The sequence below is a fragment of the Rhodovulum sp. ES.010 genome (assembly GCF_900142935.1).
In the GTDB taxonomy this organism is placed as follows: domain Bacteria; phylum Pseudomonadota; class Alphaproteobacteria; order Rhodobacterales; family Rhodobacteraceae; genus Rhodovulum.
In genome coordinates, this window is record NZ_FSRS01000001.1 from 3,242,254 (window position 1) to 3,267,496 (window position 25,243).

At 68.2% G+C, this 25,243-nt stretch carries 28 protein-coding genes and 2 pseudogenes; 20 read left to right on the forward strand and 10 right to left on the reverse strand.

Annotated features, from left to right (window positions below):
• Window positions 1–7 precede the first annotated feature (7 nt).
• The gene (locus BUR28_RS15990; protein ID WP_074221036.1) at window positions 8–721 is read right to left on the reverse strand and encodes an aspartate/glutamate racemase family protein; all 714 of its coding nucleotides are present in this window, start codon (window positions 719–721) and stop codon (window positions 8–10) included.
• A gap of 73 nt (window positions 722–794) precedes the next feature.
• On the opposite strand from BUR28_RS15990, the gene BUR28_RS15995 reads away from it, so the two are divergent.
• The 6 genes from BUR28_RS15995 (at window position 795) to BUR28_RS16020 (ending at window position 6,701) form a co-directional block, all read left to right on the forward strand.
• A complete protein-coding gene (locus BUR28_RS15995; RefSeq protein ID WP_074221037.1) occupies window positions 795–2,030 on the forward strand; it encodes an NAD(P)/FAD-dependent oxidoreductase in 1,236 nt (411 codons plus the stop codon).
• Window positions 2,031–2,071: 41 nt separating this feature from the next.
• A complete protein-coding gene (locus BUR28_RS16000; RefSeq protein WP_074221038.1) occupies window positions 2,072–3,046 on the forward strand; it encodes a TRAP transporter substrate-binding protein in 975 nt (324 codons plus the stop codon).
• 126 nt (window positions 3,047–3,172) lie between these two features.
• On the forward strand, window positions 3,173–3,703 hold the full coding sequence (locus BUR28_RS16005; protein ID WP_074221039.1) for a TRAP transporter small permease: 531 nt from the start codon (window positions 3,173–3,175) through the stop codon (window positions 3,701–3,703).
• Between the two features lie 5 nt (window positions 3,704–3,708).
• Window positions 3,709–5,022 carry a TRAP transporter large permease gene (locus BUR28_RS16010; RefSeq protein WP_074221040.1) on the forward strand — a complete coding sequence of 438 codons (1,314 nt, stop codon included), beginning with the start codon at window positions 3,709–3,711 and terminating at the stop codon, window positions 5,020–5,022.
• A gap of 9 nt (window positions 5,023–5,031) precedes the next feature.
• Window positions 5,032–5,775, forward strand: a complete 744-nt coding sequence (locus tag BUR28_RS16015) for a sulfite exporter TauE/SafE family protein (protein WP_074221041.1) — start codon at window positions 5,032–5,034, stop codon at window positions 5,773–5,775.
• Entirely contained in the window at window positions 5,772–6,701 is a 930-nt protein-coding gene (locus tag BUR28_RS16020; RefSeq protein ID WP_254813760.1) for a hypothetical protein, read from the forward strand. Before BUR28_RS16015 ends, BUR28_RS16020 begins: the two co-directional genes overlap by 4 nt.
• A gap of 8 nt (window positions 6,702–6,709) precedes the next feature.
• Here the strand turns inward: BUR28_RS16020 and BUR28_RS16025 are convergent, their stop codons facing one another.
• Window positions 6,710–8,266, reverse strand: a complete 1,557-nt coding sequence (locus tag BUR28_RS16025) for a trimethylamine methyltransferase family protein (protein ID WP_074221042.1) — start codon at window positions 8,264–8,266, stop codon at window positions 6,710–6,712.
• 778 nt (window positions 8,267–9,044) lie between these two features.
• Here BUR28_RS16025 and BUR28_RS16030 point away from each other — a divergent pair.
• Entirely contained in the window at window positions 9,045–9,422 is a 378-nt protein-coding gene (locus tag BUR28_RS16030; RefSeq protein ID WP_074221043.1) for a helix-turn-helix domain-containing protein, read from the forward strand.
• Window positions 9,423–9,501: 79 nt separating this feature from the next.
• Here the strand turns inward: BUR28_RS16030 and BUR28_RS16035 are convergent, their stop codons facing one another.
• The 3 genes from BUR28_RS16035 to BUR28_RS16045 form a co-directional block, all read right to left on the reverse strand.
• Entirely contained in the window at window positions 9,502–9,963 is a 462-nt protein-coding gene (locus tag BUR28_RS16035; RefSeq protein WP_074221044.1) for a thiol-disulfide oxidoreductase DCC family protein, read from the reverse strand.
• Between the two features lie 102 nt (window positions 9,964–10,065).
• A complete protein-coding gene (locus BUR28_RS16040) occupies window positions 10,066–10,692 on the reverse strand; it encodes a molybdopterin cofactor-binding domain-containing protein (protein ID WP_074221045.1) in 627 nt (208 codons plus the stop codon).
• A complete protein-coding gene (locus BUR28_RS16045) occupies window positions 10,693–11,865 on the reverse strand; it encodes a xanthine dehydrogenase family protein molybdopterin-binding subunit (RefSeq protein ID WP_074221046.1) in 1,173 nt (390 codons plus the stop codon).
• 304 nt (window positions 11,866–12,169) lie between these two features.
• Between BUR28_RS16045 and BUR28_RS16050 the strand changes: the two genes are divergently transcribed.
• The 3 genes from BUR28_RS16050 to BUR28_RS20470 all read left to right on the forward strand — a co-directional run bounded on the left by BUR28_RS16050 (window position 12,170) and on the right by BUR28_RS20470 (window position 14,513).
• Window positions 12,170–13,240 carry a glycerophosphodiester phosphodiesterase family protein gene (locus tag BUR28_RS16050; RefSeq protein WP_074221047.1) on the forward strand — a complete coding sequence of 357 codons (1,071 nt, stop codon included), beginning with the start codon at window positions 12,170–12,172 and terminating at the stop codon, window positions 13,238–13,240.
• A 315-nt stretch (window positions 13,241–13,555) separates the two neighbouring features.
• Window positions 13,556–13,921 (forward strand): helix-turn-helix domain-containing protein, encoded by a 366-nt coding sequence (locus BUR28_RS20465; protein ID WP_074218878.1) that lies wholly within the window; start codon window positions 13,556–13,558, stop codon window positions 13,919–13,921.
• Window positions 13,922–13,961: 40 nt separating this feature from the next.
• Window positions 13,962–14,513, forward strand: coding sequence for an IS630 family transposase (locus BUR28_RS20470; RefSeq protein WP_254813792.1), 552 nt, complete (start codon window positions 13,962–13,964; stop codon window positions 14,511–14,513).
• Here the strand turns inward: BUR28_RS20470 and BUR28_RS16065 are convergent.
• From BUR28_RS16065 to BUR28_RS16080, 4 genes are all read right to left on the reverse strand, one after another.
• Complete coding sequence (locus tag BUR28_RS16065) at window positions 14,485–15,516, reverse strand: FAD:protein FMN transferase (protein ID WP_371441621.1); 1,032 nt, start codon at window positions 15,514–15,516, stop codon at window positions 14,485–14,487. The genes BUR28_RS20470 and BUR28_RS16065 overlap by 29 nt on opposite strands.
• Window positions 15,517–15,638: 122 nt before the next feature.
• Window positions 15,639–16,133: a SoxR reducing system RseC family protein gene (locus BUR28_RS16070; protein WP_074221049.1), complete on the reverse strand. Its 495-nt coding sequence runs from the start codon at window positions 16,131–16,133 to the stop codon at window positions 15,639–15,641.
• A gap of 11 nt (window positions 16,134–16,144) precedes the next feature.
• Window positions 16,145–16,342, reverse strand: coding sequence for a 4Fe-4S binding protein (locus BUR28_RS16075; protein ID WP_074221050.1), 198 nt, complete (start codon window positions 16,340–16,342; stop codon window positions 16,145–16,147).
• 47 nt (window positions 16,343–16,389) lie between these two features.
• Window positions 16,390–16,677: a 2Fe-2S iron-sulfur cluster-binding protein gene (locus BUR28_RS16080; RefSeq protein ID WP_074221051.1), complete on the reverse strand. Its 288-nt coding sequence runs from the start codon at window positions 16,675–16,677 to the stop codon at window positions 16,390–16,392.
• Between the two features lie 440 nt (window positions 16,678–17,117).
• Here BUR28_RS16080 and rsxA point away from each other — a divergent pair, with 440 nt between their 5' ends.
• From rsxA to BUR28_RS20635, 10 genes and pseudogenes are all read left to right on the forward strand, one after another.
• Window positions 17,118–17,699, forward strand: coding sequence for an electron transport complex subunit RsxA (rsxA, locus tag BUR28_RS16085; protein WP_074221052.1), 582 nt, complete (start codon window positions 17,118–17,120; stop codon window positions 17,697–17,699).
• 18 nt (window positions 17,700–17,717) lie between these two features.
• A complete protein-coding gene (locus tag BUR28_RS16090; RefSeq protein WP_074221053.1) occupies window positions 17,718–18,287 on the forward strand; it encodes an RnfABCDGE type electron transport complex subunit B in 570 nt (189 codons plus the stop codon).
• A complete protein-coding gene (rsxC, locus tag BUR28_RS16095) occupies window positions 18,284–19,810 on the forward strand; it encodes an electron transport complex subunit RsxC (protein ID WP_074221054.1) in 1,527 nt (508 codons plus the stop codon). The genes BUR28_RS16090 and rsxC overlap by 4 nt, the downstream gene beginning before the upstream one ends.
• Window positions 19,807–20,877, forward strand: coding sequence for an RnfABCDGE type electron transport complex subunit D (locus BUR28_RS16100; RefSeq protein WP_074221055.1), 1,071 nt, complete (start codon window positions 19,807–19,809; stop codon window positions 20,875–20,877). Before rsxC ends, BUR28_RS16100 begins: the two co-directional genes overlap by 4 nt.
• Window positions 20,874–21,536, forward strand: coding sequence for an electron transport complex subunit RsxG (rsxG, locus tag BUR28_RS16105; protein ID WP_074221056.1), 663 nt, complete (start codon window positions 20,874–20,876; stop codon window positions 21,534–21,536). Before BUR28_RS16100 ends, rsxG begins: the two co-directional genes overlap by 4 nt.
• Window positions 21,536–22,267 carry an electron transport complex subunit E gene (locus BUR28_RS16110; RefSeq protein ID WP_074221057.1) on the forward strand — a complete coding sequence of 244 codons (732 nt, stop codon included), beginning with the start codon at window positions 21,536–21,538 and terminating at the stop codon, window positions 22,265–22,267. The genes rsxG and BUR28_RS16110 overlap by 1 nt, the downstream gene beginning before the upstream one ends.
• On the forward strand, window positions 22,264–22,518 hold the full coding sequence (locus BUR28_RS16115) for an RnfH family protein (protein WP_074221058.1): 255 nt from the start codon (window positions 22,264–22,266) through the stop codon (window positions 22,516–22,518). Before BUR28_RS16110 ends, BUR28_RS16115 begins: the two co-directional genes overlap by 4 nt.
• A gap of 40 nt (window positions 22,519–22,558) precedes the next feature.
• Window positions 22,559–23,581, forward strand: coding sequence for an FAD-dependent oxidoreductase (locus BUR28_RS16120; protein WP_074221694.1), 1,023 nt, complete (start codon window positions 22,559–22,561; stop codon window positions 23,579–23,581).
• A 370-nt stretch (window positions 23,582–23,951) separates the two neighbouring features.
• Window positions 23,952–24,242: pseudogene (locus BUR28_RS20835) on the forward strand (WxcM-like domain-containing protein); the annotation flags it as partial.
• A gap of 155 nt (window positions 24,243–24,397) precedes the next feature.
• Window positions 24,398–24,523 carry an FAD-dependent oxidoreductase gene (locus tag BUR28_RS20635; protein ID WP_254813762.1) on the forward strand — a complete coding sequence of 42 codons (126 nt, stop codon included), beginning with the start codon at window positions 24,398–24,400 and terminating at the stop codon, window positions 24,521–24,523.
• A 15-nt stretch (window positions 24,524–24,538) separates the two neighbouring features.
• On the opposite strand, the pseudogene BUR28_RS16125 reads toward BUR28_RS20635, so the two are convergent.
• A pseudogene (locus BUR28_RS16125) lies at window positions 24,539–25,243 on the reverse strand (IS3 family transposase); the annotation flags it as partial.

The window sequence follows — 25,243 nt, forward strand, 5'->3', positions numbered from 1 at the left end:
CGGATGCTCAGGAAGCGGGCAGGTGGCGTGCGGGCGACAGCCCCGCCCGGAACCAGCAGACGAAATCGTAGATCGAATAGACGGGCAGGCCCGTCGCCGCCCGAATGTCGGCGGCATAGGGCGTCATGTTGGTGCATTCCAGCACGATCGCGCCCAGCTCCGGGTGCGCGGCGGCCAGCGCGCGGGCGGCCTCGACGTTGTCTGCGCGGGCGAGGTCCACGTCCATTTCGGGCAGGTCGTTCAGAATCACGCGGGTGAATTCCCGTCCGCCCTCTGTGGTGCCGATGGGCGTGCCATCGGGCACCCGTGCGGCGGCCAGGTGCGCGCGGCTCAGGCTGCTTCCCGCAATGGTCAGGATCCCGGCACGTTTCCCCTTTGGCAGCAAGCGGTTGACCAACTCCACCTGCATCAGCGACGAGGTCGCGACCGGCACGCCCACTGCGTCGGCCAGCGCGTCCTGGTACAGCGACAGGAACCCGCAGGTCGTGGTGATCCCGGCCGCGCCCTCGGCCACCAGCTCCCGTGCCGCCGCGATGAGCGCCGCCAGCGTGTCGCCGCCCTCGCGGACGATCCGGACCGGCGAGGCGCCGCGGACCACGCGGATCGCCACCGGAAAGGGCCAGGTCGCGGGGTGCCCCATGTCGCCGGGAAGGCGGGGAAAGCGCGAGTCCAGCATCAGGATGCCGATCGGTGCCGTGCTGTCGTCCATCGCCTTGCCCATGCGTCCCGCCCCTCGTTGACACGGGGCGCCCGGCTTCGCAAGGTCGCGCCGCGTGGGCGCAAGGGGGCAGGGCATGGACAAGGGTAAGACCGTCGCGGTGATCGGCGCGGGGATCGTGGGGGTGGCGACCGCGCTGTGGTTGCTGCGCGACGGGCACCGGGTGATCCTGGTGGACCGGACCGGCCCCGCCGCCGGGGCCAGCCACGGCAATGCTGGGCTATTGGCGTCCAGTTCCGTGGTGCCGGTGACGGTGCCGGCCCTGTTCGCCCACGCCCCCGCCATGCTGTTCGACCCGATGAAACCCCTGTTCCTGAAATGGGGTTACCTGCCGCGGCTGGCGCCGTGGCTGATGCGCTATCTCTCGCACGCCAACGCGCCCGCCGCGCGCGCCCGCGCCCGCGCGCTGTACCCGATCATCGGCGACAGCCTGACCGATCACCAGACGCTGGCCGCGGGCACCGGGGCGGAACGCTGGATCGTGCCGTCGGATTACGTGTTCCTCTACGACAGCCGGCGCGACTATGCGGCCGACGGCTTCGGCTGGGGCATCCGCAAGTCGCTGGGCATCGAGTGGCAGGTTTTGGAGGGCGCCGCCATCGACCCCTGTTTCGCGCCCGGCAAATGCGCGGTGCGCCTACCGGGCCACGGCCATATCACCGATCCGGGGGCCTATGTCGCCGCGCTGGCGGCCCATGCCGAACGGCAGGGCGCGCGGCTGGTCATCGGCGAGGCCACGGACATCGCGCGCGCGGGCGGGCGCGTGACCGGCCTGCGCGTGGCGGGCGAGACGATCCCCTGCGAGGCGGTCGTGATCGCCACCGGCGCGTGGTCGGGGCCGCTCGCGCGCAAGCTGGGGCTGAAAATCCCGCTGGAAACCGAACGCGGCTATCACCTCGAACTCTGGAACCCGTCCGTCATGCCCCGCGCCCCCACCATGATCGCCGCCGGAAAGTTCCTCGCCACCCCGATGGAAGGGCGCCTGCGCCTTGCGGGCATCGTGGAATTCGGCGGGCTGGACGCGCCCCCCTCGCGCGCGCCGCTTCGCCTGCTGGAACGCCTCGTGCGCAAGGTCATCCCCGGCCTGACATGGGACCGCACCGTGGAATGGATGGGCCACCGCCCCTGCATCGCCGATTCCACCCCCTCGATCGGCCCGGTGCCGGGGGTCGCGGGCGCCTTTGTCGGGTTCGGCCACGACCATGTCGGCCTGACCGGCGGGCCCAAGACCGGGCGCCTGCTGGCGCAACTGATCGGCGGCACGCGGCCCAACATTGACCTTGCGCCCTATGCACCGACGCGGTTTCAATGAGCGCCAACAAAAAGAACCGTCCAACCAACAGGGAGAGACAGATGAAAACCCCCGCAACGCTTCTGGCCGCCACTGCGCTGGCCACGCTGGCCACCGCCGCCTCGGCCGAGAAATGGGACATGCCGATGGCCTATGCGGCCACCAACTTCCATTCCGAGGTCGGCGCGAATTTCGCCCAATGCGTGACCGATGGAACGGGGGGCGAACTGGAGATCGTCACCCACCCCTCGGGCTCGCTGTTCGGCGGGGCCGAGATCAAGCGCGCGGTGCAGACCGGCCAGGCCAATATCGGCGAGCGGTTGATGTCGGCCCACCAGAACGAGAACCCGCTTTATGGCGTCGACTCGATCCCGTTCCTTGTGTCGTCCTTCGACGAGCATGAGAAACTGTGGTCGATCGCCCAGCCCGCCGTCGCCGAGGCGCTGGCCGAGGACAACCTGCATTACCTCTACTCGGTGCCGTGGCCGCCGCAGGGCCTGTACATGAATAAAGAGGTCTCGACGCTCGACGACCTCAAGGGCGTCAAGTTCCGCTCCTACTCCGCCGCGACCGCGCGGATGGCCGAGTTGACCGGCATGATCCCGGTACAGGTCGAGGCCGCGGAGCTGAGCCAGGCGCTGGCCACGGGTGTTGCCGAAAGCTTCATCTCGTCGGGCGCCACGGGCTATGACCGCAAGGTCTGGGAACATCTCAGCCATTTCTACGAGGTCGATGCCTGGCTGCCGCGCAACGCGGTCTTCGTGAACATGGATGCCTGGAACAGGCTCGACGACGCCACCAGGGACGTGGTGACCGACTGCGCCGAACAGGCCGCGGCCGAGGGGCTGGAACGCTCCAAGGACTATACCGAGTTCACCCTGAACGGCCTGGAAGAGGGCGGCATGACCGTCACCCGCGCCGGCGACGAGCTTGTCGCGGGGTTGAAGGAGATCGGCGAGACGATGACCGAGGAATGGCTGGAACAGGCTGGCGACGAGGGCCGCGCCATCGTCGAGGAATACAAGGGCGGCATGTAAGGCGGCCGGGCGGGCCGGGCATAGCCCCGGCCTGCATGCCGGGCGTGCGCCGCGCCGCTCCGCCGGACGGGCGAGGCGCGCGCGTCCGCCCAGCCGGGCGTGACGGCGCAACCAGGGGGACGGTCTATGGCGGCAGCGCGGGCGCTCCGGCGCGTTCTGGATATTCTCTATCTTGCGGGCGGCGTGGTGGCGGCGCTGTTTCTGGTGGCGATCCTCGTCATCATCGTGCTGCAGATGCTGGCGCGCTGGACCGGGCAGACCTTTCCGGGCGCGACCGATTACGCGGGCTACTGCATGGCGGCGGCCAGCTTCTTCGCCTTTGCCTACGCGCTGAACCACGGCGCGCATATCCGGGTATCGCTGTTCCTGTCGGTGCTGGGGCGCCACCGCCGCTGGGGTGAGCTGTGGTGTTTCGGCATCGGCGCGATCACCGCCACCTTCTTCGCCCGCTACGCGATCAAGGGCACCTACTGGTCGTGGAAGCTGGGCGAGATCAGCCAAGGGCTCGACAAGACGCCGACCTGGATCCCGCAAATCGCCATGTCGGTGGGCACCGTCCTCCTGGCGATCTGCTTCTGGGATCACCTGGTGCGGCTGATCCTTACCGGCGATCACGGCATTCGCCGCGACCTCGTCGACCAGAGCCACGCGGAGTAGGGGCCATGGAACAACTCGCCCCGATCGCGATCTTCCTGTTCGTGCTGTTCCTGCTCTTGGGCTCCGGCGTCTGGGTCGGCCTTGCGCTGATGGGCGTGGCCTATGTGGGGATGGACCTGTTCACCTCGCGCCCCGCGGGCGACGCGATGATCACCAAGATTTGGTCCTCGTCTTCCTCCTGGACGCTGACCGCGCTGCCCCTCTTCATCTGGATGGGCGAAATCCTCTACCGCACCCGATTATCCGAGGACATGTTCAAGGGCCTCAGTCCCTGGATGGCGCGGCTTCCGGGCGGGCTGGTGCATACGAATATCGTGGGCTGCACGGTCTTCGCGGCCGTCTCGGGGTCGTCGGCGGCCACGCTGACGACCGTCGGCAAGATGTCGATCCCGGAACTTCGCAATCGGAACTACCCCGAGACCATGGTCATCGGCACGCTGGCCGGCGCCGCCACGCTGGGGCTGATGATCCCGCCCTCGCTGACGCTGATCGTCTATGGCGTCACGATCAACGAGTCGATCACCAAGCTGTTCATGGCGGGCGTCCTACCGGGGCTGGTGCTGGCCGCGATGTTCATGGCCTATGTGGCGGCCGTCTCGAAACTGTCCAAGGGGTTCGACCCGACGCCCGAACCGCCGATGACCCTGCTGGAGAGGGTCAAGAACTCGCGCTTCCTGATCCCGGTGATCTGCCTGATCCTGGTGGTGATCGGGTCGATGTACATGGGGTACGCCACCGCGACCGAGGCCGCCGCCTTCGGCGTGATCGGCGCGCTGGTGCTGGCCGCGACCCAAGGATCACTGACCTGGGGCACCTTCACCGAAAGCCTGATGGGCGCGGTGCGCACCAGCGCGATGATCGCGCTGATCCTGGCCGGCGCGGCCTTCCTGTCGCTGTCGATGGGCTTTACCGGGCTGCCGCGCGGTCTGGCCGACCTGATCGCCAGCTGGGAGCTGTCGCGCTTCGAACTGCTGATGGCGCTCCTTGTCTTCTACATCGTGCTGGGCTGTTTCCTCGACGGCATCTCCTCGGTGGTGCTGACCATGGCGGTGGTCGAACCGATGATCCGGCAGGCGGGCATCGACATCATCTGGTTCGGCATCTTCATCGTCGTCGTGGTGGAAATGGCCCAGATCACGCCGCCCATCGGGTTCAACCTGTTCGTCCTTCAGGGCATGACCGGGCACGAGATGAACTTCATCGCGCGCGCCGCGATCCCGATGTTCCTGATCATGGTTGTAATGGTTTTCGTGCTGATCTTCTTCCCGGAGCTTGCCACCTGGCTGCCCGAGAACATCCGCCAGCGGCCGGGGGGCTAGGGCCCGCGGATGGTTGACACCGGCCTGCACCTGGCCACCGCACCCTGGCTGGTGGTGCCGGTACTGCTGATCGTCGTCGCGGCCGCCGTGGTGCAGACCGGGCTTGGGCTGGGCTTCGGGCTGGTGGCAGCACCGCTTCTGGCGCTGCTCGACCCCGACCTTGTCCCCGTGCCGACGCTCATCGTGGGCTTTGCCACGGCAACGCTGGCCGCGTTCCGCGAACGCGACGCCATAGCCTGGAACGAGGTCTGGACCGGCACCGGCGGGCGCATCGCGGGCGCCGCCATCGCCACCGTGATCCTCGCCGCGCTCAGCGACCCCGACGCCTTCGCGCTGGTCTTCGGCGTGATGATCGGGCTGGCGGTCGCGCTGTCGGCAGTGGGGCCGGGGCTGCGGTTCACCCGGCCGCGGCTGGTCGGCATGGCCGCGCTGTCGGGGCTGATGGGCACCATCACCTCGGTCGGCGCGCCGCCCATGGCCATCGTCTACCAGCACCGCCCGGGGGCCGAGGCGCGCCCCACGCTGTCGGCCTTCTTCGCGATCGGCTGCCTGGTCTCGCTTGTCGGGTTGTGGGTTGCGGGCTGGGTCGGCGCGCATGACCTGGTGCTGGCCGCGGTCATGGCGCCGGGCATGGTGGCGGGCGTGCTGGTCGCGGGGCGGCTGAGGGGCCGGTTCGACGCGCGCTATCGCGCGGCGTTGCTGGTGGTTAGCGGAATGGCCGCGCTGGTGCTGATCCTCCGGGGGCTGTGGTGACCCCGGCGGTGCGCGTTCTGGGCGCGGTGGCGCGCCACGGGCGGCTGTTGCTGGTGGCGGGATTGCTGGCGGGGCTGACCCTGCCGGGGCTGGCCCAGGCGATGCGGCCCTGGCTGCCCGAACTCGTCGCCGGGCTGATGTTCGTGGCCGCCCTGCGGATCGGCCCGCGCCAGGCGCTGGGCGCGGTGCGCGAGTTGCCGGGCGTTGTCGGGCTGGTGCTGGTCTACCAGCTGGCCCTGCCGCTGGCGGTGGCAGGGGCGGTCTGGGCCGCGGGGCTGGGCGGCACGGCGGCGGCGACCGCGCTGGTGCTATTGTTCGCGGCCTCGCCGATCTCGGGCGCGCCGAACCTGACCGTGCTGTCAGGCGGCGACCCGGCCCCAGTGCTGCGGATCCTGATCGTTGCCACGGCACTCCTGCCGGTCACGGTGCTGCCAGTCTTCTTCGTGGCCGAGGGGCTGGGCGGGGCCGGCGCGGTCCTCGCCGCGGCGGCGCGCCTGATGGCGGTGATCCTGCTGGCCGCGGGCGCGGCCTTCACCCTGCGCCACCTGGTCCTGCGCGCGCCCCAGCCGCCCACCATCGCGGCGCTTGACGGTCTGTCGGCGCTGGCCATGGCCATCGTCGTGGTCGGCCTGATGTCCGAGGCCGGCCCCACGCTGATCGCCCGGCCCGCCGCCTTCGCCGGCTGGCTGGCGCTGGCCTGCGCGGCCAATCTGGGCGCGCAATTCCTCGCGGCGCGCCTGTTGAAACAGACGCGGTTGCGCGACCAGCGGATCGGGCTGTCTATCGCGGCGGGCAACCGCAACATCGCGCTGTTCCTGGTGGCGCTGCCGCCCGAGGTGACGACGCCCCTGCTGATCTTCATCGGCTGCTACCAGGTGCCGATGTATCTCACGCCGCTGATCATGGGGCGCCTCTACCGGGGCTGAGCCGCGGCTCAGTGCCACGCATCCGGCATCGACGCCTTCCGGCGCGCCATGAAATCGCGCAGCGCCTCGTCGATGCCTTCGTCCAGCGGCGGCGCCTCGTAGCTGTCCAGCAGGTGCTTCCAGCGCCGGTTGGCCCGCTCGGCCATGTCCACCGCGCCCTGTTCGGACCAGGTCTCCCAAGGCTGGTTGTCGTCCAGATCGCTTTCCCAATAGGCCGTGCGATAGTGGCGCAGCGTGTGCGCGGTGCCGAACAGGTGCTGGCCCGGCCCCAGTTCCGCCAGCGCCTCGAAGCCCTGCGTATCGTCATCGACCGGCACGCCCCTAAGATAGCTGTGAAGCGCACCGCAGACGTCGCAATCCAGCACCATCTTTTCATAGCTCATCGACAGCAGCCCATCGAGGAAGCCCGCCGAATGCAGGATGTAGTTGGCCCCCGACTGCAGCGCCGACAGCATCGACATCAGGCTCTGGCTCATGGCTTGGGCGTCGGGCAGCTTGGAATTGGTGAAGCTGCCGGCGCAGCGGAGCGGCAGGTTCAGGCGCCGCGCCAACTGGCCCATCGCCAGCGAGGCGACCGCGGGTTCCGGCGTGCCGAAGGTGGGCGAGCCCGAGCGCAGCGCCATCGACGACATGAACGAGCCAAGGATCGCGGGCGCCCCGGGGCGCACCAGCTGGGTGATCGCCGCCGAGACCATCGTCTCTGCCAGGTTCTGGGCCAGCGACCCGGCCATGGTCAGCGGCGCCACCGCGCCGCCCAGAAGGAAGGGCAGGTGGATGGAGCCCTGCCCGGCGGCGGCATAGGCGCGGATGCCGCGTGTGGTGATCCCGTCCAGCACCAGCGGCGAGGTCGTGTTGAAATTCCCCATGATGACGCAATTGCGGTCCGCCACCTCGGCGCCGAACAGGATGCGCGCCATCTCGATCGAATCCGCGGCCCGGTCGGGATGGGTGATGGACCCCAGGAACGCCCGGTCGGAATAGCGGATATGGGCATAGACCATGTCCAGGTGGCGCTTGTTCACCGGCACGTCGGTCGGTTCGCAGATCGTGCCGCCGGAATGGTGCAGCCAGGAGCTGGATTGGGCCAGCCGCACGAAATTCTCGAAATCCTGGATCGTGCCATAGCGGCGCCCCCGGTCCAGGTCCATCACGAAGGGCGAGCCGTATGCGGGGGCCAGCACCACGCTGTCGCCGCCGATCTCGACGCTGTTGGCCGAGTTGCGCGCCAGCTGGGTAAAGCGGCCGGGTGCGGTGGACAGGATCTCGCGGATCATGCCGGGCGGAAAGCGCAGCCGCCAGGTGTCGGCCGCGGTTTCCGCGATCTCGGCACCGGCGGCGCGGAACAGCCGCACGGTTTCCGCGTCCTCGCGGAACTCGATGCCGATCTCGGCCATGATCCGCTCGGCCGTGGCCTCGATCCGCGACAGCGCGTCGTCGCCGATGATTTCGTAGGGCGGCATGCCGCGGGTTATGAAGGGTACGCCGAAGGGCGGCGTCTCGAGGCCCGCGGTGGCGCGGCGGCGCCGCGTCCGGCGGGTGGCGGGATCGTCGGGTTTCGTGAACATGGCCCGGTTTCCCCCTGTAGTGGCTGTCGTACGCACGCGCGGGCTGACGCGGCGCGTTGTCCAGCCATGCTACCCTGCCAGGTTCGCCGCGTTCCGCCTGAAAACGGCCTTTCCCAAGGGCCGCATGTCGCTGAATGGCAATCCCGGCCGCCCACGTTCAAAGGGTGAGTCGCGCATGCCACATCGTGGGCCCTGTCCCGACGGCGATGTCGGGGGCGCGGAAGGTCGCAACGTGTGTGCTTGGAAACAGTCGCCTGCTGCGTGACCCACTCGGAACACGGCACGACAGCGAGGAATGCCGGCAGGCCGGCGGACGTGGATCAACGCCGGGAGCAGGCGAGATTGTATCGTTTTTGGAGCCGGAACCGGTCGCGGCTGTGGCGTCGTCTCACCATTCCGCCACAAATTAATCACTTTCGATGAAAAATTTAGCTTTCCCGATGGGAAACTGCTAATGGCCCGAGCCACTCGGTCGAGGTAGTAGTTCCGCCCTCGATGTGGGACCTCGCGATCATCGTTGGCGCCCGGGCGAAGCGGCGATTGTTCGGGCGCAGGACTTTGGCAATCCGACCGGGACATCGCCGCAAGGTCCGCACGGCGAAGTGGTGTGGCCGAGGGGGCGTGGGCGTGACGCGGGCACATTGCCAAGTCGGTCAGCCGGGCTTGGCACGGTTGGTGCCGGAAAGACAGTAACGTAGTGCTCGGAGGATGCCCCGGGCGATGACCGTGTCAGACGGGTGCGGCGCGGTTAGTAACGAGTTAGAGAGGGATAGCTGCCATGGCGCATGTGGTCGACGCTCATGTTGGAAGAAGAATTCGCCAGCGGCGCTGGATGCTGGGAATGACGCAGCAGGAACTGGCCGAGAAGGTCGACATCAAGTTCCAGCAGATCCAGAAATACGAGACGGGTGCGAATCGGGTGAGCGCCTCCCGCCTGTGGTTGATCGCGCAAGCGCTTGATGTCGCGGTGAGTTTTTTCTTCGACGGGCTGGAGGTCCCCGGCGAGGGCCAGATCACGGACGTGAACGAGCGTATCCCGGCAGACCTGCTGAGCGACAGGGAGGCCGTTGACCTCTTGCGTCATTTCTACGCCATGTCCGAAAGCCGTCGCCGCCGGTTTCTCGATCTTGCCCGTGCTCTCTCCGAGGTCGAGTGACGCCCGCAAGCCAACCCGTCTCGCACGCGGCGACCAAGGCACGCCCTTCGTTTCAGGCGCGGCAGGCAGGGCGCTTTCTTCAGGTCAGCAGGCGCCGGCGCAGCCGCTCGTCGGCGATGGCGCACATGTCGGACCGGCCGAGGCGATGCCGGTTGCGTGCGATCCGTCGATAGAGCCATTCGCGAAGCCTGCGCGGGAGGATGCGCATCGCGGTGGCAAGGCGCCCCGCAGCCCCAAGCCGTTCCGCAATCCGGATGATCGCCTCCATCCCGCCCCAGGCCTGTCCGTTCTCGAGGAAGAGCCAGGTCTCGGGGTCACCGGGCGCCAGCCCGTAGTGGCGCACGAGCGCTTCGCCGAGCGGCGACTGGACCGGGCAGATGCGGAACTGCCCCGCGCTGTCGAGCCGGGCGATCATGCGCGCACCCCATGAGCACGGCGCGCAGCCTCCGTCCATCACGGCAATCTGCCCACCATCGTCGAAGGTCGGCACGTCTTTGGCCTCGCGGTAGGAGTAGGCCTCCCGGTCAAGCATGTCCGCCATCTTGAAGGTCTCCGCGTGTTCGGTTGTGAGGTTTCTCGTGCTTGCGAGGTGAAGGCCGATCAGTGGCCGCCCGCCGAGGTGCGTTTCGCCGCAGCTGGACGGTCACGTGTCCCGGAAATCGAAGCGGGCCATCGGCAGGCGGCGGACGCGTTGGCCGGTGAGCTTGAACACCGCGTTTGCGAGCGCCGGGGCAACCGGCGGGGTGCCGGGTTCGCCGACGCCGCCCATCTCGCGGTCGCTGGTGACCACCTCGACCACGATCTCCGGCGCTTCCCGCGGTGTCAGGATCGGGTAGGTGTCGAAATTCGCGCGCGTTGCCGCGCCTTTCTCGATCAGCACCTCTTCGTGCAGCGCGGCTGACAGGCAGTAGATCGCGCCGCCTGCGACCTGCGCCTTGACGATCTCTGGGTTGACGACGGAGCCCAGGTCGATGGCGGCCCAGATGCGCGAGACATGGGGACGGCCCGCGCGCATGGAAACTTCGGCGATCTGTGCCACCAGCGAGCCGAAGGATTCATGCAGGGCCACGCCCATGGCTTTTGTCTCGCCCTCGGCGTCGTAGGTCCCGGGCTTGTACCCAGCCATGTCGCGCACCTCTTCAAGAAGCGCATGCTCGTTCGAGCCGACCTCCAGCAGCGACAGCCGGTAGTCCAGCGGGTCGGCTCCTGCCGCATGCGCCAATTCGTCGATGAAGGATTCAAAGGGAAAGGCGTTCAGCGCGCCGCCCACCTAGCGCCAGAAGCCAATGGGCACGGCGTCGTAGCCCGCATTGACCATCTCGGTGCGCTTGGCGTCGATGCGGTAGGGCTTCTTGACAAGCCCTTCGACCGAGGTCGGGTCCAGCCCGTTCGGCTGCACAAGCGACGGCATCAGGCGCGCGCCAGGGCCCTCCGTGACCGTGGTGACAAGCAAGCCCACGGGCCGGCCCTCGGCATCGAGTCCACCGCGCAGGCGCAACGCCGCCATTGGGCGGTAGTAGTCGTTGCGGATGTCTTCCTCGCGGGTCCAGACGACCTTGACCGGCCCGCCATCCGCCATGCTGAGGCGCAGCGCCTGGCCGGCATAGTCGAGCACGAAGCGTCGGCCGAACCCGCCGCCGAGAAACGGGGTATGCACGCTGATCGCCTCGGGCGGCAGATCGGTGACCTCCTGCGCCAGCCCGGCCACGAAATCAGCGCCCTGGTTCGGGGCCCATATGTCGCAGGCATCCTCGCGCACCCATGCGGTGCAGTTCTGCGGCTCCATCGTCGCATGTGCCAGGAAGGGCTGGACGTAGTCTGCGGCAAGCGTCCGGTCGGCGCCCGCGATGGCGGCGCGCGCATCGCCCTCGGCCTCTGCCTCGATCCCGGTCTCGTCCAAGCGTGCCACGGCCGCCTCGATCAGGCCCTCGGAGGAGAGATCGGACGCGCCGCCGGTCCAGGTGACCGACAGTGCCTCCGCCGCCTTCTTGGCGCGCCAGAAGCTGTCGGCGACGACGCCGACCGCGTTACCGAGGTCGACCGCGCGCGGATTGCCGGGCAGGCCGTCCAGGGTGCTTTCGTCGATCGACTCAACGATCGCGCCGAAGCTGGGTGCGTGCCGGACCGCGGCAAATCGCATGTTGTCCACCAAGACGTCGATCCCGAAACCGGCGCGGCCGGTCGACTTCGCCAAGCTGTCGGTGCGGCCGGGCGACTGGCCGATCCGTGTGAACTCCGCGGGATCCTTCAGCGGCGGATCCTCGGGCGGCGTCTTTTCCGCGGCACCGGCTGCAAGCGCGCCATAGCCGGCCGATTGGCCGGAGCCGTCGTGATGGACGCGTGCGGCCTCGGTCCTGAGCTCCTCGACCGGCACGCCGAATTCCTCGGCCGCGGCGGCCAGCAGCATCCGACGCGCCCCGGCGCCGACCTTGCGCATGGTCATGTATGAGCCGCGCACCGACAGCGACACTAGCCAAACCAGGTCGAGAGGCGCGGAGGACCACCTTTGCATCCGCACTCGCGACGCCGGCTGGCCGTCGAGCCGGGGGACGCCCGGATCAGCGCGCGCTTTTCAGCCGCGCAACGAAGGGCGACACCCGCGGGCAACTCATGACCGTGCGGCATGCCAGTCCCGAGACCATCCGGTCGTGGCCGGGCGGGCGTTTGTCACCGTGGTGTCAACGAAGTCGACGAAGAAGCGTCCGCGTTTCGCTTCGTTACTCAGCCCCAAACAGTGAGGTATCCTGATGCACCGTCCCCTGACGATCGCCTGCGCTTTCGGCGCCGTTGTCCTGTCCGCGCCCTTCGCCGCGGCGGCCCCCATCTCTTGGAATACGCTGTCCGGCACCGCGCCGGTCATCATCGGCCATCGTGGCGCCCCCGCCTACCTGCCCGAGAACAGCCTCGGCGGTAACGAACTGGCCGCGGAAATGGGCGCCGACATCGTCGAGACCGATGTCATGCTGACCGCGGACGACAAGCTGGTCGTGATGCATGACGAAACGCTGGAGCGCACCACCGATGTCGAGGATCGGTTCGCGCCCCGCGGCGCGGATGGCGTTTACTACGTTTCGGATTTCACACTCGCTGAGATCCGGACGCTAACCGTCGAGCCGACCGGCGGCGCGGGTCTCGCCTATCCGGGTTTCGTGCCGAGCATGACGGCCCCTTATCGGGTGCCGACGCTGGCCGAGATGCTGGACGAGATCGACGCGTACAACGTGGCGAACGGCACCGACCTCGGCATCCTGACCGAGGTCAAGGGCAGCTATAGCCCGCTGGCCAGCCGGCTGGTCGTCGAGACGATGATCGACAAGGGCTTCACCACCGAGGCGATGAACGGTGCGGCCCAGTCCTTCGACTTCGAAAACGTTTTCGAGATGGCCGGCCTCATCGCGTCTGCCGGCGCCGATATCGACGTGTTCCAGCTTGGCGGCGCGGCGCTCGTGGGTGGCGAATGGTACGTCGCCCTCACCGAGACCAACGCGCGGCCGCTGAACCTGCTGGCGACCTACGTGGACGGCATCGCGATCTACGAGCCGTACCTGAGCGAAAGCCTGATCGACACCGCCCACCGTCTTGGCCTCGAGGTCTACGGCTGGACCTTCCGGCCTTCGGACTTGGCCGCGGCCCAGACGATGGCCGCGTCCTTTCTCGACTGGGGGCTCGACGGCTACATCACCGACAATCCGGACCTCATCGGCGCGGCCGTCGATCTGCACGGCGTTGCGCCGGTTCCGCTGCCCGCTGGGATGCCGCTGCTGCTCGCCGGGCTCGGCGGCTTGTGCGGGGTCGCGCGGAGCCGCCGCCGGACCTGATCGCGCGGGAACAAGGCCGCGGCCGGGGCTGTCTTGCGGTCAGGGTCGCGGTTTCCTGCCGGACGGCGCCCGGTCCTGCACGCTACGGGCCGCAAAGGCGCCGTGCTCGTGGTGGAATTCCCGCCACTGGCCGGTGTGGCAGCCGCTCGGGTTCCTGCGGGTGCGGCTGAGATTCGCGGGATCGCCCCCGGGCGCGAAGTGCACTGCTATCGCCTGTCCTGCCGGGCTAGAGCGTGTCGCCGGCTTTCGGATTCAGGATTCCCAGATTGGCCGTGATGTGATTCCGTCTCTTTGAGGCAGATATGGGGGTCATAGATGGGCAAACCACATCCGATAGAGCTACGCGAGCGTGTCGTCGCGTTCGTGGACGAAGGTCATGGGCATCGCGAAGCGGCACGGCACTTCCGGGTATCGCCGAAGTTCGTGAACGAGCTGATCAAACTGCGTCGCGAGACCGGATCACTCAAGCCCCGGCCCCAAGGCAATGGCGGCGGGCACGGCAAGCTTGCGGGCGTGACCGGCTGGATCGAAGCCCGCGTCGCCGCCAAGGGCGAGATCACGCTCGATGAATTGGCCGTTGAGCTGGCCGAAACCCATGGCATCGAGGTCCATCGCGGCACGATCTGGCGGGTGCTGCGCGGGCTTGGTCTGACGCACGAAAAAAGACCTGCAGGCGCTTGAGCAGAAGCGCAAGGATGTCGCCGATCTGCGGCGCATCTGGATCGCGAAACGCCAGCCCTTCATGGCCAACCATCTGGACCGGCTGGCCTTTGTGGACGAGACCTCGGTCAAAACCAACATGGCCAAGACGACCGGCTGGGCCCCGTTCGGGCAGCGCCTCGTCGATCACGCGCCGTTCGGACATTGGCGCACCCAGACCTTCGTCGCGGCCCTGCGCCACGACCGGCTCGACGCACCATGGATCATCGACGGGGCGATGAACGCCGAGATGTTCGCCCTCTACATCGAAACCCAGCTGGGGCCGACGCTGCGCAAAGGCGACGTTGTCATTCTCGACAACCTGTCGAGCCATAAGGCCCCGGCCGCAGCGGCGTCCCTGCGTGCGATTGGCACCTGGTTCCTGTTCTTGCCGCCTTACAGCCCGGACCTGAACCCCATCGAAATGGCGTTCTCAAAGCTGAAGTCGCTCATAAGGAAGGCAGCCGCGCGAACCTACGATCAACTTTGGGCGGCCGTCGGCCATGTCTGCGACCTCGTCTCAGACCAAGAATGCTACAACTACTTCAAGGCGGCCGGCTATGAGGCCGATTAAATGCGACGCGCTCCAGCGCGCCACCTTGGCGCGGGGACGCTATGCAGTCCGGCGTGAACGCGCCGGATGGGAGTGGGACGACCTCTACAGGCGCGTCGAGCCCGTCGCCCAAGGGGTCCAGCCTTTTCATCATCTCCGGCGAGGCGAGAAGCGCGCCCGTGTCGGTGATCATGAGCACCGCCGGAACACCCATGGCCGCCGCGACCCGTGGCCAGTCGGCCCGTCCGGCCACGCTGAGTGCCGTGGCCGCCGCATCGGCCCGAGCACCCGTCGTGTCCAGCACCGACACCGAGACGATCTCGCGGACGGGATAGCCCGTGCGCGGATCGATGATATGCGCGAATCGGTCACCCTCGTGGTCGAAATAGCGTTCGTAGTTGCCTGAGGTGTACAAAACCTCGCCGGGCTGCAGCGAGACCGCCGCGACCGCGCCCCAGACGAAGGGATCGCGGATCGCGACGCGCCAGAGACGGCTGCCATGGGTGCCGAGGATGTTCACGTCGCCGCCTGCGTTCAGAACGGCGTTCTCGATGCCCAGGGCGCGGAGTTTTGCCGCGGCAAGGTCGAGCGCGGCGCCCTTGGCGAAGCCGCCGAGGTCGAGTTGGACCGCCGCGTTCGCGGCGCCGACGCGGTTGCCCTGCACGCGCAGGTCGGCGATCCGTGGGCGAGCCTCGACAAGCGCGGCGATCTCCGCGGGCGCCGGGGGCGGGCCGGCGGGTGGCGTGTCGGCGTGAAAGCCCCACAGATCGATCAGCCCGCCGATGGCCGGATCGAACAGCCCGCCGCTCTTGCAACTCAGAACCTGCCCGTCGCGCAAAACCCCGGCCAGCCGATCGTCGATCGTCATCGCCTCGCCGCGGGTGATCGCGGCGTTAAGAACGGTCAGCGCGCCCGGCCGCCACGCATGCCAGTCGGTGTGCAACTCCTGCAACAGCCGGCCGACGGCCGCGGTCGCGGCCTCCGCGGTGGCCTCGTCCTCGCCGCGTATCTCGATCTCGACCAGCGTGCCGAAGACATATAGCGTTTCGCGATGGACGTGCGCGTTCCCGGTGCGCAGCACGGCAAGGAAAATGAGAGTGCAAAGCGCAGCCAGGCCGAACGCGAATGGCCGCGGCCCGGTCCGCATCATGCACCGTTCCGGGTGGTTTGGGCGATCACGTCCTCGATCCGCAGAGCCGACCCGACCCGTCCACGGCGCTCGACGAGGCGGGCCGGCAGGAGCGAGAGTGCGAGGGCGGGCAGACAGAGCAGCGCGACCGTCAGGTCGGGCAGGCCGAGCGCCGCGAGTGTCGCGGCGGCCAGCACGACGATGGCGGGCGGCAGCAGATAGAGAAGACCCGCGGCCCGCAGGAAGGCGCCGCCCGACATCGCGACGATCGCCTCGTCGCCGGGCGCGACGGTTGCTGAGCGCGGCAGAGAAATGTCGATCGGGCCGGCTGCGGCCATCTCGGTCAGCGCGCCCGTCCCGCAACCGGCGCGGGCCGCGCAGTGCGCGCACCCCGCCATCCGGTCCGCTTGCAGCCGGACATGCGATCCGTCCACCGCTATGACGCGAAGCCGCTGGCGCAACGCGCGCGGGTCCGTCGCGCCGGGACCGCAGGCGGGGCGCTGGTCTGGCATCCCGCGCCCGCCTACTCGGCCGGAAGGATGCAGCCGTCTTCCATGCACGCATTCATGCATTGCGGCATGTCGTGGTCCGGCTCGCACTCGGTGCACTTGTCAGCCTGAATCATGTAGACGCCCTTGTGAGGGATGATCGCCCCGGTGGGGCAGACGGATTCGCAATCGCCGCAGGCGGTGCAAAGCAAGCTGTCGATCATCATGGCCATGTCTTGGTCCTTTCCTTGGGTTGTCCTGGTCTTGGGCCCTCGCCCGGTCAGCCCGGCCGCACCTTCACGTCGCCACCGAGCAAAAGGCACTGGCAGGCCAGGCGGTCGTTGCGTCCGGCGAGGTTGTCCTTGAGTACGCGGATCTCCAGCGCCGAGGGCTCCGACAGATGCTCCTGCCCCTCCAGGATGCGCGTGATGCAGGTGCCGCATTCGCCCTCGCGGCAGCCATAGGTAATGCCGGAACCGACCTTTTCCGAGATTTCGATGATGCGCGTTCCCGTCGGTACGTTCACCGTGAGCGCGACATCGGCAAAGGTCAGTTTTGCGGCGGCCATGGCAGGTCCTTCTCTTCAGCAACCGGACGGGGCTCTCGTGTCGTTGTTGCAGCCCGCCACCCGGCGTCGAGGGCGACGGCTCCTGTCCGAAGGCAGAAGCACGGAGCGTGCCAAGATCGCCGGGTGCCGCCTTTCCATCGCCACGGACCGCGCCGGGCGTCTTTTGCCGGGACGTCGTTTCGGGCCGCTCGATCCCGCGGCGGGCGTGATGAGGTGGCTGTCCGACAAATTGTCGACTTTGCGTCATTGCGCCGGGCAGAGCGCGGCCTGAGCGAAGGGCGGCGATGCGACGGATCGCCCATGCCACCACGGGCGCGCGCGCCGCGGATCATTGCTTGGCACGCTCCGTGCTTCTCCGTTGGGTGGCGGGCCGCGCGGCCCAGGGGGCATCGTCGCCGCCCGGGTAGGCAGGACCGACCCGCCCAGCGAAGGAGCCACTGATGCCCGAATTCTTCACGATCCTGCTCGGAACGGCCCTGGTGAACAACGTCGTGTTGGTCAAGTTCCTGGGGCTGTGTCCGTTCATGGGCGTGTCGCGCAAGATCGACGCGGCTATCGGCATGGGGCTGGCGACAACCTTTGTCCTCACCCTGGCGGCCGCCGCGAGCTGGGTGATCGAGACCCTGATCCTCGTGCCCCTGGACCTGGGCTTCCTGCGCATTCTCAGCTTTATCCTGGTCATTGCCGCGATCGTGCAATTCACTGAAATCGTGCTGCGCAAGGTCTCTCCGGGGCTGTTCCGGGCGCTGGGCATCTACCTGCCGCTGATCACCACCAACTGTGCCGTCCTCGGCGTGGCGCTTCTGAACATCCAGCAGCGGCACGACTTCGCCCAGAGCCTGCTTTACGGCTTCGGTTCGGCGCTGGGCTTCACGATGGTTCTCGCGATCTTCGCGGGCATGCGGGAAAAGCTCGCGCAGCTTGCCGTGCCGGCGGCCTTCGCCGGCCCCCCCATTGCCTTCGTTTCCGCAGGGTTGCTGTCGATGGCCTTCATGGGCTTCGCCGGCCTGGTGCCAAACTGACGGGAAGGAGGTCGACGCGTGTTGTCTGCCATTGTCTCGATGACCGCTCTTGGCCTTGGGCTGGGTCTGACGCTGGGGCTGGCCGCCCGCAAGTTCCATGTCGAGATGCCGCCCATCGTGGACGAGATCGAGGCGCTACTGCCGGGGACGAATTGCGGCCAGTGCGGCTATCCCGGCTGCAGCGCCGGGGCCGAGGCGCTGGCCGCCGGCACCGCCCCGCTCACCTTGTGTCCGCCCGGCGGGCGCGAACTGGCCCTGGCGCTGGGCGACATCCTAGGGCCCGACAGCGGCGGCGGGGCCGATCCGCGTGCGATGGCCGCCGCCGAACCGATGGTGGCCTTTGTCTTCGAGGATCACTGCACCGGCTGCACCAAGTGTTTCAAACGCTGCCCGACCGACGCCATCGTCGGCGCTTCGAAGCAGATCCACACGGTGATCACCGATGCCTGTATCGGCTGCGATGCCTGCATCGAGGTCTGCCCGACCGAGGCGATCATCCACCGCCCCAAGCCCCGGACCCTGCGCAACTGGTACTGGGACCGGCCCGACCCGGACCGCGATGACGGCGACGCGAGGCTATCCGCATGAGCATCTTTCCCTTCGCCGGACGCTTCGACCCGGCAAAGCTGTTTGCCTTCAAGGGCGGGGTTCACCCCGAGACGCGCAAGTTCCTGACCGCGGAGTGCGCGATCGAGGACATGCCGCTGCCGGCGCTGGTCCGTGTGCCGCTGCAGCAGCATATCGGCGTGGAGGCCGAACCGCTGGTGGCGCGGGGGGATCACGTGCTCAAGGGGCAGCCGATCGGCAAGGCCCGCGGTCCGGTCTCGGCCAACATCCATGCGCCGACCTCGGGGCGGGTCATCGCGGTTGGCCATTTCACTGCCCCGCATCCTTCCGGCCTTCCGGTTCCCACGGTCACGATTCGCCCCGATGGCGCGGACGAATGGGGGCCACGCCTGCCCCGGATGCACGTCGAGACCGCCGAACCCGAGGCGATCGCCGCGCGGGTCGCCGAGGCCGGGATCGTCGGCATGGGCGGCGCGACCTTTCCGTCCGCGGTCAAGCTTAACCTGCGCGCCAAGTACGACCTGCACACCCTGGTCATCAACGCGGCCGAATGCGAGCCCTACCTGACCTGCGACGACCGTCTGATGCGTGAGCGTGCCGAAGAGATCGCCGACGGCGCGGGCATCATGGCGCGGGCGCTTGGCGTTCAACGGATCATCGTGGCCATCGAGACGAACAAGCCCATGGCGATCGAGGCGATGGGCCGCCACAAGCATGTGCCGGGCTACGCCCTGCAGATCAAGATGGTGCCCACCCAGTACCCGATGGGCTCTGAAAAGCACCTGGTGAAGACGCTGACCGGCAAGGAAACCCCGGCGCGCGCCCTGACCGCGGAAATGGGCGTCGTCGTGCACAACGTGGCGACCGCGCACGCGGTGCACCTGGCCGTGCGCTATGGCGAGCCCTCGATCTCGCGCGTGGTCACCGTTTCTGGTCGCGGCGTCGGGCGGCCGGCCAATGTCCGCGCCCTGATCGGCACGCCGGTCAACGAGTTGCTGGCCCATTGCGGCGGGCTGGTGGAAGAGCCCGAGCGGCTGCTCCTGGGTGGGCCGATGATGGGGGTGCCGATCCAGAACCCGCGGGTGCCGGTCGTGAAGGGCACCAACGGCGTGCTCGCCCTGACAGGGGCCGAGAGCCGCGACACCGAGGCCATGCCATGCATCCGCTGCGGGCTCTGCGTGCAGGTCTGCCCCATGGGGCTGACCCCGTTCGAGCTCAACGCTCGGATCAAGGCGGGCGATCTGGAGGGCTCAGCGCGGGTCGGGCTGCTGGACTGTATCGCCTGCGGCTGCTGCTCGTTCACCTGCCCGTCGAACAAGCCGCTGGTCCAGACGATCCAGTACGCCCGCGGCAAGCTGGCCGAAGAGGATAGTCGAAAGCACCAGCAGGAGCAGGCCAAGCGCCTGGCCGAGGCGCGCACCGCGCGGTTGGAGGCCATCGCCGAGGCCAAGCGCGCCGCCATGGCCAAGCGCAAGGCGGAGATGGCCGCCAAGAAGAAACGCGAGGCCGAGGCCGCGTCCGGTACCGGGGAGGCCGTGAAATGAAAACGCCCGTCCTGGTCAGCGGCCCGCACACCCATTCCCGGTTCAACGTCTCGCGTACGATGATCGCCTTGATGGCGTGCCTTGCCCCCGCGACGGTTTTCGGCCTCTACCAATTCGGCTGGCCTGCAGTGTTCTTGTTCTTGGTGACGATAGTGTCGGCGCTTCTGTTCGAGGTCCTGTGCCTTGCGCTGGCGGGCAAGCCGATCCTGCGCTTCGCGACCGACGGCTCGGCGGTGCTGACCGGCTGGATCCTGGCGCTGACCCTGCCGCCCTGGGCGCCGTGGTGGGTAGGCATGGTCGGCGCGGGCATTGCCATCGTTCTGGGCAAGCATGTCTTTGGAGGGCTGGGCCAGAACCTCTTCAACCCGGCCATGGTCGCACGCGCCATGCTTCTGGTGGCGCTGCCGGTGCACATGACGACCTGGGTCGCCCCGGTGGGCCTCGCCGATGGCCCCGGCCTTGTGCAGTCTTTGCAGGTCACCTTCGGCGCGGGCGCCTCGGTCGACACCGTCAGCAGCGCGTCGATCCTCGGCCAGGTCCAAAGCGAGCTCGACGCGGGCCGCGCGATGGAGGCGATCCTTGCCGAAGCCGGTGGTTTCCGGGATCAGATTTACGGTTTGGTGCCGGGGTCCATGGGCGAAACCAGCGCGCTTCTGCTGCTGCTCGGCGGGATATGCCTGATCCTGCTGCGGATCATCACCGTCGTGATTCCGCTCAGCGTCCTGGGTGCGCTCTATCTGTGCGCGGGCGCCGCCTGGGTGATCGCCCCCGACCAGTTTCTGCCGCCGCACTGGCACCTGGCCTCGGGCTCGGTGATGTTCTGCGCCTTCTTCATCGCCACGGATTACGTGACCTCGCCGGTGACCGGCACGGGCAAGATGCTCTATGGCATCGGCATCGGCGCGCTGATCTTCGTCATCCGAAGCTGGGGCGCCTTCCCCGAGGGCGTCGCCTTCGCCGTGCTCCTCATGAATGCCTGCACCCCGCTGATCGACGAATATGTCCGGCCGCGCATCTTCGGGCGCACCCGCGCGGGCAAGCCGCTCGAACTGGGAGAAAAGCCATGACCGGCACCACGCCGTCCGGCCCGGTTTCCCGCCTTGATGCGCTGCGCCGCTCGCCGGGCTGGCATGGCATGCTGCTGGGGCTGCTCGCGTTCGCCACGGCGCTGGTCCTGTCCACCTCCGACGAACTCACCCGCGGCCCCATTGCCGAGCGCGCCGGCGAAGACCTGTCCGCCTCGCTCGCGCAAGTGATCCCGCCCGCAGGGCATGAAAACGACCTGACCGCCGACAGGCGCACCGTCGAGGACGAGAGCGAGGGCGCCGTCCCGGTCTATATCGGCACGAAGGGCGGCGCGGTGACGGGCGTGGCCTTCGTGCTGACGGGCCAGGGCTATTCCGGCGCGATCCGGGTGCTGATGGGCGTCGCGCCCGACGGTGCGTTGCTGGGGGTGCGGGTGCTGTCCCATACCGAGACCCCCGGTCTCGGCGACAAGATCGAGATAGCCAAGGACGACTGGATCGGGGGCTTCGCGGGCCGATCGCTGACCGATCCGCGCCCCGGGGACTGGAAGGTTAAGAAGGACGGCGGTGTCTTCGACCAGTTCTCGGGCGCCACGATCACCCCCCGGGCCGTAGTCGCCACGGTGCATCGCGGCCTGTCCTTCTTCGCGCGCCACCGCGGCGCGCTTTTGACCCCCACGCCCGAGACGGAGGCCAGCTGATGGCGACGAACTACGGCACCATCGCCCGCAACGGGATCTGGGACAATAATGTGGTCTTCGGCCAGCTTCTGGCGCTTTGCCCGCTCCTGGCGGTCACCGGCACGGCCACGAACGGGCTGGGCATGGGGCTGGCCTCGACCGCGGTGATGGTGGGCGCGGGGCTGGCGGTGTCGCTCTTGCGCAATGTCATCACGCCCGAGATCCGGATTCCCGCCTTCGTGCTGCTGATCGCCTGCCTGGTCACGATGGTCGACATGATCATGAACGCTTGGCTGCACGATCTGCACAAGGTACTGGGCCTGTTCATCCCGCTGATCGTGACCAACTGCGCGATCCTTGGGCGGGCCGAATCCTATGCCTCCCGCCAGCATGCTTTGGCCGCCGCGTTTGACGGGCTGATGATGGGGCTGGGCTTCACGTTCGCCCTGGTGCTTCTCGGCGCCGTGCGCGAGGTGATCGGCTCGGGCACGCTGTTTGCCAACGCCTCTCTCCTGCTGGGCGACTGCTTCGGCTTTCTCGAACTCACGGTGATTCCCGACTACCGGGGCTTCCTGCTGATGATCCTGCCGCCCGGAGGGTTCATCGTGCTGGGCTTCCTGCTGGCCCTGAAAGCCATTGTCGAAAGCCGCAGCCGCGACGAGGGGCAAGGCGCCGTCCGCGAGAGGCGAGAAAGGGTGTTCACCGCCGCAGGCGTGCTGACCCAGACAAACGACGCCGGAGACCAGCCATGATCGTCAGCGCCGCCTTCGCCAAGGCAACTACGCAGGTCTGGAAGAACCTCGACATGCCCGAAGGGTCTACCGTGCGCGACGTGATCGAAAGCTCGGGCCTGCTGGAGCAGTTTCCGGAAATCGACCTCGACACCAACAGGGTCGGCATCTTCGGGTCGCTCGCCAAGCTCGACAAGCCTGTGAAGGAAGGCGACCGGGTCGAGATCTACCGCCCAATCCATCCCGATGCCGAACTGCTGGAGAAGAAGTGAGCCCGCAAGACGCCCGGCCCAACGCCCTGGAGACATGAAGATGCGCAAGATCAACCGCCGTCGCTTCGTCGAATACCTTGCCGCCGGGACCGCCGCGGTCAGCGCCTGCGGCCTGGCCGCAACGGGGTCCCGGGCGCGTGCCCAGGCCGTCATCGTGGGTGGGGGACCGGCCGGCGCCGCCGCCGCTTTGGCGTTGCGGCAGGTCCACCCGGACAACCCGGTCGTCCTTGTCGAGCGTGATCCCCGCCGGCTCGGACGCGCCGTCGCGGCGCCGTTCGACCGGCCCGGGCCCGGACCGGACCTGGGCGCCCTGCGCCGCGCCGGGGTCGAGGTCCTGCTCGACGATGTCACGGGACTCGACTGGGCAAACGGGCGCGTGCGTCTGTTTAGCGGACGCGCGATAGCCTTCGACCGGCTGATCCTTGCCCCCGGAACCGCCGCGATGGAGGAGGATATTCCCGGGCTCGATCCCGTGGCGCGCCATCTTTGGCCCGCGGCTTGGGGCAGCACCCGCGAAGCGCGCCGCCTGGCCGCCCGCCTTGGCGCGCTGCCAGCGGCAGGCCATGTCGTCCTGCGGCTGCCTCGGGTGTGCAGCCATCCGGGCGCCGCGCTTGCCCGTGCCGTGCGACTTGCCGGCACCCTGAATGCGATGCGGCCCGAGAGCCGCCTGACGATCCTCGATGGTTCCGCCACGACGGAGCTGGCCGAACGCTTCGAGCGAGAGATCGCCGAACGGCGGCTGCGCATCGCCGCCGGCTGGCGGACGGCGGCGAACGGCGGCACGGTCTTGAGGGTGGATGCGTCGCGGGGGCATCTGGAAACCACGGCGGGCTGCGTGCGCGCCGATGTCGTGAATTTCGTGGGCCTTCAAGGTGCCGGCGGGATCGCCCGGGATGCGGGGCTGGTCGACGTGTCCGGCTGGTGTCCCACCGATGCGCACGGCCGGTCCGCGCAGCGGCCAGAGGCGATCATCCTCGGCGACGCGCGGAAAGGGGCCAGGCGGACCGTGGCCGACTCCGTTCTGTTCGCGGAGGCCGCGGCCTCCGCGCTGCCGTCGGTGTAGTCTCTCCAGCGACCCGCTCCGTTTCGTGTCTGGCACCGGCGCTCCGGCACAACGGGAACATGCAGCAGGGGCCGCCCCCCCCCCGCGCGGCCGATATGCCCGCCTTTCGAATGTCTATCCGGTTGAAGGCCTTGCGCCAGGCCCGGCCGGGTGCGCTCGTGCAGGTGGTGCGCGCCTGCGGCAATAGCCGAATTGGCCGGCAGCGTGGCCCCGGCGAGTGGTGCGAGACCGGTGGGCGATAGCCCGCGCCCGAAGACGCTCGGTCTCCATTGCAGATCCTGCCCGACCGAGGCAAAAGGTTGGCAAGTTGCCCGGCGGCGGCAGTAGTGTCCCGAGCTATGGTCGGCAAGTGTCATTGAGATGCGTCGCCATGCGGGGACACACCTGTTTCGGCGGCCGGGCTTACACGCCCGACCTTTCCCGTCACTCGGACCGCCGGGGGGACCTCTGGGCGCTCGGATTCTCGCCGGTGCGCAGCTTCCTGGTCAAAGCGCCTACGGGGACGGAGCGGGACAAGCACGGACATACCGAGGGCGTCCAACTCCTGCTGCGGTCGAGCGGCGAGATTCGGGTCGACATGATTCTCGACGGGGAGGATCACAGAGTGACGCTGAACGCGGCGCAACCCACGCTGATGGTGATGTCGCCGGTCTGGGCGCGACAGACCTATCTCGGCAGGCGCCGTCGCTCGTGGTGTTTTGCGACACGCCCTACAATTCCGACCGTATGGCGCCGAACCGGGCCTTGCCTCCCGCGCAACGCGGCGCCCGGCATGACCGGTCCACCCCGCCGGATAGCCGTTCTGGGGGTGAAACCATGGGCACGTGCAGCGCGCTCTTCTTGGCTCGCCACGGTGCGCGTGTCACGCTGTTCGAACAGATGGCCGCGTCGATGGAAGGGGCAAGCCGTTTGAACGAGGGCAAGGTCCATCGGGGCTATTGACCTGCCACTGATCTTTCATCCAGCCGCGACCGGAGCCCGGTTGGTGTTTACGCCAAATGGCGCGGGTTGAGCAATCGCCCGACGCGCGGAGCTCTCATCTCGCGCAGCGGGTCGGGCGATTGCGGTGGTCAGGGTCTGCGCGTAGTCAGCCGGGGTCTGATAGCCCAAGGCCGAATGGGGGCGCTCGGTGTTGTAGTCGGCGACCCAGGCGGCGATCAGGTCGCGGGCATGGGCGAGGTTACGAAACAGCGTCTCGTTCAAGAACTCGTCCCGCATCCGGCCGTTGAAGCTCTCGACAAAGCCATTCTGCATCGGCTTGCCCGGCGCGATGTAGTGCCATTCGATCCGGTTCTCGGCGCACCACTTCAGGATCGCGTTCGAGGTCAGTTCCGTCCCGTTGTCCGACACGATCATTCCCGGCTTGCCGCGACGTTCGATCAGCGCCGTCAGCTCCCGCGCGACGCGCCGGCCGGAGATCGACGTGTCCGGGATCGCGGCGAGGCATTCGCGCGTGACGTCATCGACGATGTTCAGCACCCGGAACCGCCGCCCGCACGCGAACTGGTCATGGACGAAATCCAGTGACCAACGGGCATTTGCGCGCGCCTCGACCAGGATCGGGGCGCGGGTGCCGATGGCCTTGCGCCGCGCGCGCCGCTTGCGGACGGTCAGCCCTTCCTCGCGGTAAAGCCGGTAGATACGGTTGATCCCCGAGGGCTC